Source organism: Dietzia timorensis, from assembly GCF_001659785.1.
GTDB classification, from domain to species: domain Bacteria; phylum Actinomycetota; class Actinomycetes; order Mycobacteriales; family Mycobacteriaceae; genus Dietzia; species Dietzia timorensis.
Genome location: NZ_CP015961.1, coordinates 1,028,778 through 1,038,721 on the forward strand (window position 1 = coordinate 1,028,778; position 9,944 = coordinate 1,038,721).

Genomic DNA, 9,944 nt, shown 5'->3' on the forward strand with positions numbered 1-9,944 from the left:
CTGCGGTAATGGGCTGGTTCCACGGCCCGGCCGAATGGTCCGAGGTCGAGCGCATCCTGTCCGGGCGAAGCGCTCCGAAACGGCCGGAGCCCACCGAATCGGGGAAGCGGGTCAAGCGGACCGGAACGTTTCTCCCGCCGGTTCGCCACACTCCCGACGAAGCACCGCCGAACAGTACCTACGCCGAACTCCATGCCCACAGCGCGTACAGCTTCCTCGACGGGGCCTCTTCGCCGGAGGCGATGGTGGCCGCGGCCGTCGACCTCGGGCTCAGCCACATCGCGCTCACCGACCACAACGGCTTCTACGGAGTCGTGCGCTTCGCCGAGGCAGCCGCAGAACACGGCATCGCGACCGTCTTCGGCTCCGAACTCACCCTCCCCGGCGACGAACACCTCCTTGTCCTCGCCCGCGGCAACGAAGGCTATCGGCGCCTGTCTGCGAGCATCGCGGAGGCACATATGCGGGGAGGGGAGAAGGGGGTCCTCTCCTACGACATCGACGCACTTGCCGAGGCATCCGAGGGGCAATGGCAGATCCTCACCGGATGCCGAAAGGGCGCAGTACGGCGGGCGCTCGCCGGAGGCGGAACCGAGGCGGCGCGCACCGAACTGCGCCGGCTCGCCGCGCTCTTCGGGCACGGCAACATCGCGGTCGAACTGACCCTGCACGGCGAACCCGAGGACACCGAACGCTGCGACGCGCTCGCCCGGCTCGCAGAAGAAGAAGGCATGCCGATCGTCGCGACGACCGCGGCGCACTGCGCCACCCCCGCAGATGCCCGGCTCTCCTCTGCGATGGCCGCGCTCGCCGCCCGCGATTCGCTCGACGATCACGCGGCCCGGCTGGCACCGGCCGGGGGACACTTCCTGCGTTCTGCGCAGGAGATGGAGCAGCTTTTCCGGAGGTGGCCGGACGCCGTTACCAACACCCAGAAGATCGCGAAGGAAGCCGCATTCGACCTGCGACTCGTGGCCCCGAACCTACCGCCCTTCGATGTGCCCGAAGGCCACGACGAGGCGAGCTGGCTCTGCGAGCTCGCGCGCAGGGGCGGAAAGCGTAGGTTCCTCGGCAAGAAGCACGAACGCGAGGGGTTCGCGCAGATCGAGAAGGAACTGGAGGTGATCTGCCAGCTCGGGTTCCCCGGCTACTTCCTGGTCGTGCACGACATCGTCGAGTTCTGCCGAGCGGAGGCGATCCTGTGCCAGGGGCGCGGGTCCGCGGCGAACTCGGCGGTGTGCTTCGCGCTCGGGATCACGGCGATCGACCCCGTCGGTGCGGGCCTACTGTTCGAGCGGTTCCTCTCGCCCGAACGCGACGGGCCGCCCGATATCGATATCGACATCGAGTCAGGGCGGCGTGAGGAAGTCATCCAGCACGTCTACAACGCATACGGGCGCCGGCATGCCGCGCAGGTCGCCAACGTCATCACCTACCGCGGGCGTTCGGCGGTCCGCGATGCGGCGAAGGCGCTCGGTTACTCGCCGGGCCAGCAGGACGCGTGGTCCAAGGGGGTGGACAGGTGGTCCGGGCTAGGCGCCGAGAGCCGGGAGAAATCCGAGGGCACCGTGCCAGAGGATGTGCTGCACCTCGCGCGGCAATTCGTCGGGTTGCCCAGGCACCTAGGCATCCACTCCGGCGGCATGGTGATGTGCGACCGGCCCGTCGCCGAGGTCGTGCCCACCGAATGGGCGCGCATGGAAAATCGCAGCGTGCTGCAGTGGGACAAGGACGACTGCGCAGCCGTCGGCCTGGTCAAATTCGATCTCCTGGGGCTCGGCATGCTCACCGCCATCCACGAGGCGATGGATCTCGCCCTCGCGCACAAGGACCTCGACGTCGACCTCGCCGACCTCGACCTCTCCGACCCGGAGATCTACGAGATGCTGTGCCGCGCCGACACCGTCGGGGTGTTCCAGGTCGAGTCGCGCGCGCAGATGTCCACACTGCCGCGCCTGCGACCGCGCACGTTCTACGACCTCGTCGTCGAGGTGGCGCTTATCCGCCCGGGCCCCATCCAGGGCGGATCCGTGCACCCCTACATCCGTAGAAGGAACGGGCGGGAGAAGGTGACCTACGACCACCCGGCGCTTGAGAAGTCGCTCGGGCGTACGCTCGGCATCCCGCTGTTCCAGGAGCAGCTCATGCAGATCGCGACCGACCTCGCCGGATTCACCGGTGCCGAGGCCGACCAGCTTCGCCGTGCGATGGGATCCAAACGCTCGCCGGAGAAAATGGAACGCCTACGCCGCCGCTTCTTCGACGGAATGCGCGAGCTCCACGGCATCGGCGACGGCCCGCCCGGCACGCCCGAATCGATCGAGGTCGGGCAGAAGGTGTGGGAGAAGATCGTCGCGTTCGCCGCCTATGGCTTCCCCGAATCGCACTCCCAGTCCTTCGCCTCGATCGTGTACTACTCCGCGTGGTTCAAGCGCTACCACCCGGCGATCTTCTGCGCCGCCCTGCTCCGCGCCCAACCGATGGGCTTCTACTCCCCGCAGTCCCTCGTCGCCGACGCCCGTCGGCACGGGGTCACGGTGCACCGACCCTGCGTCAACCGCTCGCAGGCGCTGGCCGACTGCGAGGCCGGGGGCACCGAGGTCCGCCTCGGTCTCGCGTCGGTGCGGGGGCTCGGCAAAGATGTCGCCGAGCGCATCGCCGATGCCCGCGACCGGCACGGCCCGTTCCGCGATGCCGCCGACCTGTCCGCCCGCGCGGACCTGTCGGTCAAACACATGGAGTCCCTGGCCACCGCGGGGGCGCTCGACGCGCTCGTCGCCGTCGCCGATGCGCGCTCCAGCCGCCGCGCCGCGCTGTGGTCGGCGGCGACCGCGGCGCGCCATAAGGAGGGCATGCTGCCCGGGCTCAGCCAGGTCGAGGCGCCGTCGTTGCCCGGGATGAGCCTCGTGGAACTCGCCACCGCGGATCTCGCGATCACCGGGATCACTCCCGACTGCTATCCCACGGAGTTCGCGCGCACCTTTCTGGATGACGCCGGAGTGCTGCAGGTTTCCGGACTCGCCGCGGTGCCCGACGGCACCAGGATCCGCGTCGCCGGGGCGATCACCCACCGCCAGCGGCCGGCCTCGGCCGAGGGCGTCACGTTCCTGTCTCTCGAGGACGAAACGGGGATGGCAAATGTCGTGTGCTCGCGAGGACTGTGGTCCCGGTACCGGCCGATCGTGTCCTCGGCGCCGTCGGTCGTGGTCCGCGGCATCGTCGAGAACGCCTCCGGCGCCGTCAACGTGGTGGCCGACAAGATCGAACGGCTACACCTGGGCATGGCCATCGGCCGCAGCCGCGATTTCCAGTAGCGGTAGCACGCCGGCGGACCGAGACGAATGCCCAGGGAGTCACAGGTCGCCGAGCCGAACCTCCCTCTCGGCGACTCCGGTCTCGCGATCGCCAGGACCCCGGTCCCGGTCGTCGGGCGTGCGTGCCGGGTGCCGCAGGGCAGTCCAGCGCTCGGCCAGGTACGGGCCGAGGTTGGCCATCCGGAACATACCGAGCCAGGACTCGCGGTGGACGAAGAGCGCGACTACGGTGCCTCCGGCAGCGAGGATCCAGGACACGACGAACAACGCGCCGAACACCCACGCGGCGGCGCCCAGCGCGGGCATATCCCAAAGCCGGCCGAGGATGAGCAGGCCCGGAGCCACCGAGGTCAGCGGATACACCGGCGCCCACCACGCGGGCGTGAACGGCATCGCGCGGCGAAACCCGGAAAACATCTTGACCAGCGCCCACGCGAAAGCGAGAGCCCCGAGCGGAAGCAGGACGACGCCCTGGACCGAGGCGGCCGCCCACATCCACCGCCCGGCCTCGACGGAGGCGAAGCCCTCGACGTTGTGTGCCTGCATCTGCGAGGCGGTCGCGCACTGCCCGACGAGACCGAGCGGGACGGCGGCGGTCGGCACCGCCGCCAGGGGGAGCGGCGTGCGCCACCAATGATGGGCGTAGCCCACCACGAAAATCACCGCGGCGGACACGACGCCGCACAGGAAGAACGCGGCGCTGAGCATGGCGAGGGCGAAGGACACGACCGCATGGCCGTGCAGGACACCGAGCCAGGCGCTCGAGTTCGAGGCGATGACCAGCGGCATGACGGCGCCGCCCCAGCCGAAGGTGGGAGTGCCGGCGCGGCCGGCGCGCACGCGGTGGGCAAAGACGACCGGAACGACGAGCGCGAGGCCGGCCCCGACGAGCAGGCACACCCAAATGATCAGCCGGGCCGGGACGAGACCGGACGGGAAAAATGCCGCCACGAGCAGGCTCGAACACACCCCGAGCGAGAGGAGGCCCATGGCGACCTGGCCCCACACGAGAACCTCGGCGCCGGCGCCCCACGATCGTCGCCACACGGTGCGTTCCTGGGCCGAGCGGACAAGAAAGTGCGCCGTCAGGAAGCCACACAACAGCAACGTCGCGATCCAGAAGACCAGCGAAGGAACGGCGAGCGCGTGCGCGACGGCGGAGTGTTCGGTCTGCAAGCCGGGGCCGAAATAGACGAATAGCAGGATCGGGAACATGGTGGTGCCCATGACGGCCCCGAACCACACCGGACCCGGAGCGGGGAGGGGCGCCGACCACGGGCCGTGGCGGGCGTCGAGGCGCGTGTAGGACATGGGTCAGCAGCCGCCGCGGAATCCCTGCTGGCGCCATGCCTCGTACACGGCGACCGCCGCCGCGTTCGACAGGTTCATCGAGCGGCGTCCGGGGAGCATCGGGATGCGCAGCTGCGCGGTGATGCGCGAATCGGCGAGCACCGCCTCGTCGAGGCCGGTGGGCTCGGGGCCGAAGAGCAGCACGTCGGAGGGCTCGAAGGCGACGTCGGTGTGGTGGGTGGTGGCGTGCGCGGTGAACGCGAACACGCGCGCCGGGAGGAGGCGGGCGAACGCGGCCTCGATGTCGTCGTGGACGACGACGTGGGCGAGGTCATGGTAGTCGAGGCCCGCCCGGCGCAGATGAGGCTCGGACAGGTCGAAGCCGAGCGGGCCGGCGAGGTGCAGCTCGCAGCCGGTGCCGGCCGCCATGCGGATGGCGTTGCCCGTGTTCGGCGGGATACGCGGCGAATGGAACAGCACGCGCACCGGACCGGCGGACTCGCCGGGGGCGTCATGGGCGGGAAATGGTGAAGGCACGGTGGCTACCCCGCGGCCTGGGAATCGCGGCGTCCGACGTCATCGGAATTCTTGGCGGTGGGGTCCGTGGACGCGGCCGCGCAGTCGTCGCACAGAAGCACGAGGACGCGCTCGCCGCCGCGGTCGCGGTTGACGAACTCGTTGGTGGGGGCGCCGCAGTCCTCGCACTCGCCGAGCTGGCGGTAGTCCGGATCGTTCTTCGGCCCGAACTCCATGTGCATCCGCCGGTCGAAGACGTACATCGAGCCCTCCCACAGGCCGCGGTTGGCGTACTTCTCGCCGTAGCGGGCGATGCCGCCGTCGATCTGATACACCTCGGAAAAGCCGCGGGAGGTCATGAGCGAGGACAGCACCTCGCAGCGGATGCCGCCGGTGCAATAGGTGACGATCGGCTTGTCCTTGAGCTCGTCGTACTTGCCCGATTCGAGCTCGGAGATGAAATCGTGGGTCGTCGTGACGTCGGGCACGATCGCATTCTTGAACTTCCCGATTTTGGCCTCGTAGGCGTTGCGGCCATCGAAGAACACCACGTCGTCGCGGGACTCGGCGAGCGCGTTGACCTCCTCGGGCGATAGGTGCGTGCCACCGCCGACGACCCCGCCCGAGTCGACTTCGAGTTCCTCCGGGACGCCGAAGGAGACGACCTCGTCGCGGACCTTGACCGACAGGCGCGGGAAATCCGCGGCCGACCCCTCGGACCACTTGAACGGCATATCGCGAAACGGCAGGTACGCGCGGGTGGCCTTGCGATAGGCCTTGCAGTCGGCGAGCTCTCCGCCGACCGTGCCGTTGATCCCGTCGGGCGAGACGATGATGCGGCCGCGGAGGCCGAGTTTCTCGCACAACGCCTGCTGCCACAGCATGATCGCGTGCGGATCCGCCAGGGGAGTGAAGCAGTAGTACAGAAGGATCTTGCCGTTCGCCATAGGTAAATAGTGCTACGCCCGGGCGCTGGTTTCTAAATTGCCGCGTGTAGGCAGCGCGCGGCCAGCCTCAATTCTCACGGCTTTGGGCCTGTGTTGAGTGTGGGATTTGGGAAAGGTGCCGCTTTGGGTTGCGAAAGTTCAAAACAGATCCATGAGAATGGCACGGGACTGCTCCATGGACCTTTCGTCAGAAAGACAGAAACCCGTTATCGCGGTCTCGGCTTCAGAGACAAAGAAGGTGCCGCCTACGCTGGCGGGCGGCACCTCATGGTGGTAGCCAATATCAGCTTAGAATAGCTACCGCGCCGGTCCCCGCTAGAAGCGTTGCGCATATTATCCCGAACATAATATTTCTGTCCTTAATTACGGCAACATACAAGGAAATGGCAAAACCAAGTGCAATAGCCGCCAGAAGCGCCTTTTGGATGGAGCTACCACCATCTGGAACGAGAATCGTGAACGTCAAAAGCAATCCGAGAATAGCTATCGCCCCGAAAACACTATTCTGTGGTTTCGCGTTCACCTCTGAACTGATGTTCACTCGCCGCTCCTCGTTAAACCAGGCTCGTCAGCGCATCGTATAGAGCCGCCGTTCCCAACCCGCCCGGGATCGCACAAATGGCAGGGTTATTGATGCACCAAGAATTGAAGGTCCCGTACCCCGCTCGAACTGCACTCGAAAGTGCACGGTACGCCCCCGGGACAGCGCGAGCAGCAGCGACAATTGCACGCGCGGCCACCATGGCCACAGGCACCCATGCTACTTCAGCATTTTCCGTTTTCCCGTCCTCTGCATACTGCGTGATGTTGTTCTCAGTCAAAGCGACGAGCTCGGGCTTGACTCCGGCCGCGAGAGCGTTCTCTCCATCAAAAGCGATGCTTCCAGATTCAGGATCTGCCGATACTGAGGAGACCAAGGAATGGATCTGCTTCTAATCGACAGACGGTTCAGTAGCGGCGTTCGCCGCAGGCACATAGGTTAGCGGGGCAGCCACGGCAAGGGTCAGGGCAGTTGCGCGTATAGCAAGCTTTGACGACATAAGCACTCCTTAGCGCGATTGTTCAAACTGGGATACCTTCCCTCGACAAACCCTAAGTAACATCTATAAATAGGCATTTACGTCTAAGTTAATTCCTAACCAATTCGGTTCACGCCTTTAGCTTTGATTCTTCACGGTTTTTGGGATTGTGCTGCGCGTGGAAGATGGAAAGGATGACTAATTCGAATAGTTTCGGGTTGCTTATGCTAAAAAGTTGTTCATGACAAAGGCGTCATGCAAGTGAAGACTTCCGGCACCGTCATTGTTGGTTCTATCCTGTCGCGGGCGTGCTCGTTTGCCGGTCGTGTCCCGATGGCTGAAATTGCGTCTAAGCTGCGCGTCGACGCCTCCGCGAGCTCGTTGCCCGGATCAACCTGGTCGAACACGCCGCAGACCACGCCATGCGCAGCGTGGCCCGCAGCAGGCAATCCAGGCAAAGAAGTAGCATTTCGGCCACCACCCGCTGGTCGCGGTCATCGATCGCAGCAGGTCAGGGTCCGGGGAAGCCACGGCGACGCGCCAGCCCACTGCCGACGCTCGCATGTCTCAAACCAAACAACCCACAAACTCACCCGTGGAAAATCGAGCTAGAGAATCGAACCTGCAATAATTGGCGGCGTGACTGCGATCAAACTGGACGGCAAGCTAACCCGCGACGAGATCGTCGCCGACCTGACCAAGCGCGCAGCGGCGCTGGCGGAAAAGGGCATCGTGCCCGGTCTGGCAACCGTGCTCGTCGGAGACGATCCGGGAAGCGCGTCGTATGTGAAGATGAAGCACCGCGACTGCGAGCAGATCGGGATCAAATCGATCCGCGTCGACCTACCCGAGGACACCACGCAGTCCCAGCTCGAGGCCGAGATCGACAGGCTCAACGCCGACCCCGAGTGCACCGGCTACATCGTGCAACTCCCGCTGCCGAAGCACCTCGACGAGAACGCGATTCTCGAGCGCATCGCCCCGGATAAGGACGCCGACGGGCTGCACCCGACGAACCTCGGCCGTCTCGTCATCGGACAGGACGCGCCGCTGCCGTGCACCCCGAATGGCTGCCTGGCGCTGCTGCGCCGCTTCGACGTCGAGATCGCCGGCGCCGAGGTCGTGGTCGTCGGTCGCGGGCTCACCGTCGGGCGGCCGATCGGACTGATGCTCACCCGTCGCAGCGAGAACGCCACAGTGACGCTGTGCCACACCGGCACGAAGGACCTCGCGGCGCACACCCGCAACGCCGACATCGTTATCGCCGCGGCCGGCGTGCCGCACATGATCACCGCGGACATGGTGAAGCCGGGCGCCGCGCTCCTCGACGTGGGCGTCTCGCGCGTCGACGGTAAGCTTGCAGGAGATCTCGCACCCGACGTGTGGGATGTGGCGGGCGCCGTCAGCCCCAACCCCGGAGGTGTGGGTCCGCTGACCCGTGCCTTCCTGATGACGAACGTTATCGAGCGGGCCGAGCGCCTCGCGGAAACAGACTGATCCGCACGCTGTTCGGGCGGATCCCGACGCCCTTGGTGGTGTAGCCGACTGCGGTGCGTGGGGCGCCGTCGTCCTGGGCGACCGGGACGAAGTTCTGCAGGATCGCGGCGGCCTGGATTGTGAGTGCCGACCACGAATACAGGTCGGCTGGGCAGTTGCGCACGCCGACGCCGAAGGGGATCGCGGCGGTATCGCGTGCCTCGGACTCGTGGCCCGGGAGCCAGCGGTGCGGCTCGAACGCGGCGGGTCGGGGGAAGTTGCGCGGATCGTGGTGGATCGCTTGCGGGCTCATCCCGATCTGGACGCCGCCTCCGAGCGTGAGATCGCCGAGACGGATCTCGCCGCGCGCATCGAGCAGCGTGATCCACGAGGTCCACAGGCGCATCGTCTCCATGAGGGCGCGGCGCGTGGCCGGCAGCGAGGTGGCGTGGTGAGCCTCGACGGGCCCGGACCCCACGACGTCATCGATCTCGTCGATGACCTCCGACCGCGCGGACGGCGAGTGGGTGAGCTCGTGCAGGAACGCCAGGAGCATGCCCGCCGGCGATTCGATGCCGCCCATGACGAAACCGACGAGCTCGTCGACGATGTCCTCGTCACCGAGGAACTCACCCGTCCCCGGGTCGACATGATTGACCAGCGTCGAGAGCAGATCGCCGCGGTCGTCGCCGTGGCGGCGGTACTCCGCGACGACGTTCTTCGCCTCCGCGCGCATGCGGTCCGAGGTGTCGAGGAAGCGGCGGTGGGCGCCGCGGCGCAGCTCGGCGACCGCGACGGGGAGAATTGTGCGGATCGAGGCCTCGGCGAGAAGTTCGGGGGACTTCGAGCTGAGGACCGAGCGCGCGTCGGCGCCGACGTCGGCGCGAATGAGCGAGGCCATGAGCGTGTCGATCGCGAGCTTATCCACGTAAGGCGTGGCCTCGAACGGCGTACCGACGGGAAGCGTGCCCAGCCACTGCTCGGCGATCTCGGCATAGGACTCCGCGTACACAGCGATGCGGTTGCGGTGGAAGGCCGGCGCGATGAGACGGCGCCGGCGACGGTGATCGGACCCGCTGAGCGTGACCAGCGAACGGCCCGTGAACGGGGCGACAGGCTCGATGAGATTGTCGCGGTGGAATTCGCCGGCCCGGCCGAGGCCGACATCCCGCACCAGTTCGATCGTCGTGGCCATGTAGAGCGGGCGCGGCCCCAGCCCGACCTTGACCACGGGACCGTACGTCGGCAGGGAGCGGACGAACGGGAGCGGATCGGTGATGAGCTGGCGCGCATGGCCGATCCCGGGGAGGCGCCCCGGAGCCCAGGGGACGTCGGCGGGGCGTTTCGGGAATGCGGCCATGTTGATCACGGATCCTTCCGGC

7 protein-coding genes are annotated in these 9,944 nt (G+C 66.8%); 2 read left to right on the top strand and 5 right to left on the bottom strand.

Annotated features, from left to right (window positions below; genetic code table 11):
• The first annotated feature begins 8 nt into the window (after positions 1-8).
• On the top strand, positions 9-3,314 hold the full coding sequence (locus tag BJL86_RS04765; protein WP_075844851.1) for an error-prone DNA polymerase: 3,306 nt from the start codon (positions 9-11) through the stop codon (positions 3,312-3,314).
• A gap of 39 nt (positions 3,315-3,353) precedes the next feature.
• Here the strand turns inward: BJL86_RS04765 and BJL86_RS04770 are convergent, their stop codons facing one another.
• From BJL86_RS04770 to BJL86_RS17065, 4 genes are all read right to left on the bottom strand, one after another.
• Entirely contained in the window at positions 3,354-4,625 is a 1,272-nt protein-coding gene (locus BJL86_RS04770; protein ID WP_067477993.1) for an SLAC1 family transporter, read from the bottom strand.
• Between the two features lie 3 nt (positions 4,626-4,628).
• Positions 4,629-5,141: a tRNA (cytidine(34)-2'-O)-methyltransferase gene (locus BJL86_RS04775; protein WP_257787297.1), complete on the bottom strand. Its 513-nt coding sequence runs from the start codon at positions 5,139-5,141 to the stop codon at positions 4,629-4,631.
• A 5-nt stretch (positions 5,142-5,146) separates the two neighbouring features.
• Positions 5,147-6,067, bottom strand: a complete 921-nt coding sequence (gene trhO, locus BJL86_RS04780; RefSeq protein ID WP_075844852.1) for an oxygen-dependent tRNA uridine(34) hydroxylase TrhO — start codon at positions 6,065-6,067, stop codon at positions 5,147-5,149.
• 283 nt (positions 6,068-6,350) lie between these two features.
• Complete coding sequence (locus tag BJL86_RS17065; RefSeq protein ID WP_067477991.1) at positions 6,351-6,608, bottom strand: hypothetical protein; 258 nt, start codon at positions 6,606-6,608, stop codon at positions 6,351-6,353.
• A 1,117-nt stretch (positions 6,609-7,725) separates the two neighbouring features.
• On the opposite strand from BJL86_RS17065, the gene BJL86_RS04785 reads away from it, so the two are divergent.
• A complete protein-coding gene (locus BJL86_RS04785; RefSeq protein WP_197487654.1) occupies positions 7,726-8,583 on the top strand; it encodes a bifunctional methylenetetrahydrofolate dehydrogenase/methenyltetrahydrofolate cyclohydrolase in 858 nt (285 codons plus the stop codon).
• Here the strand turns inward: BJL86_RS04785 and BJL86_RS04790 are convergent.
• Positions 8,546-9,922, bottom strand: coding sequence for a cytochrome P450 (locus BJL86_RS04790; RefSeq protein ID WP_156515450.1), 1,377 nt, complete (start codon positions 9,920-9,922; stop codon positions 8,546-8,548). The two genes, BJL86_RS04785 and BJL86_RS04790, sit on opposite strands and share 38 nt — an antisense overlap.
• Positions 9,923-9,944 lie beyond the last annotated feature (22 nt).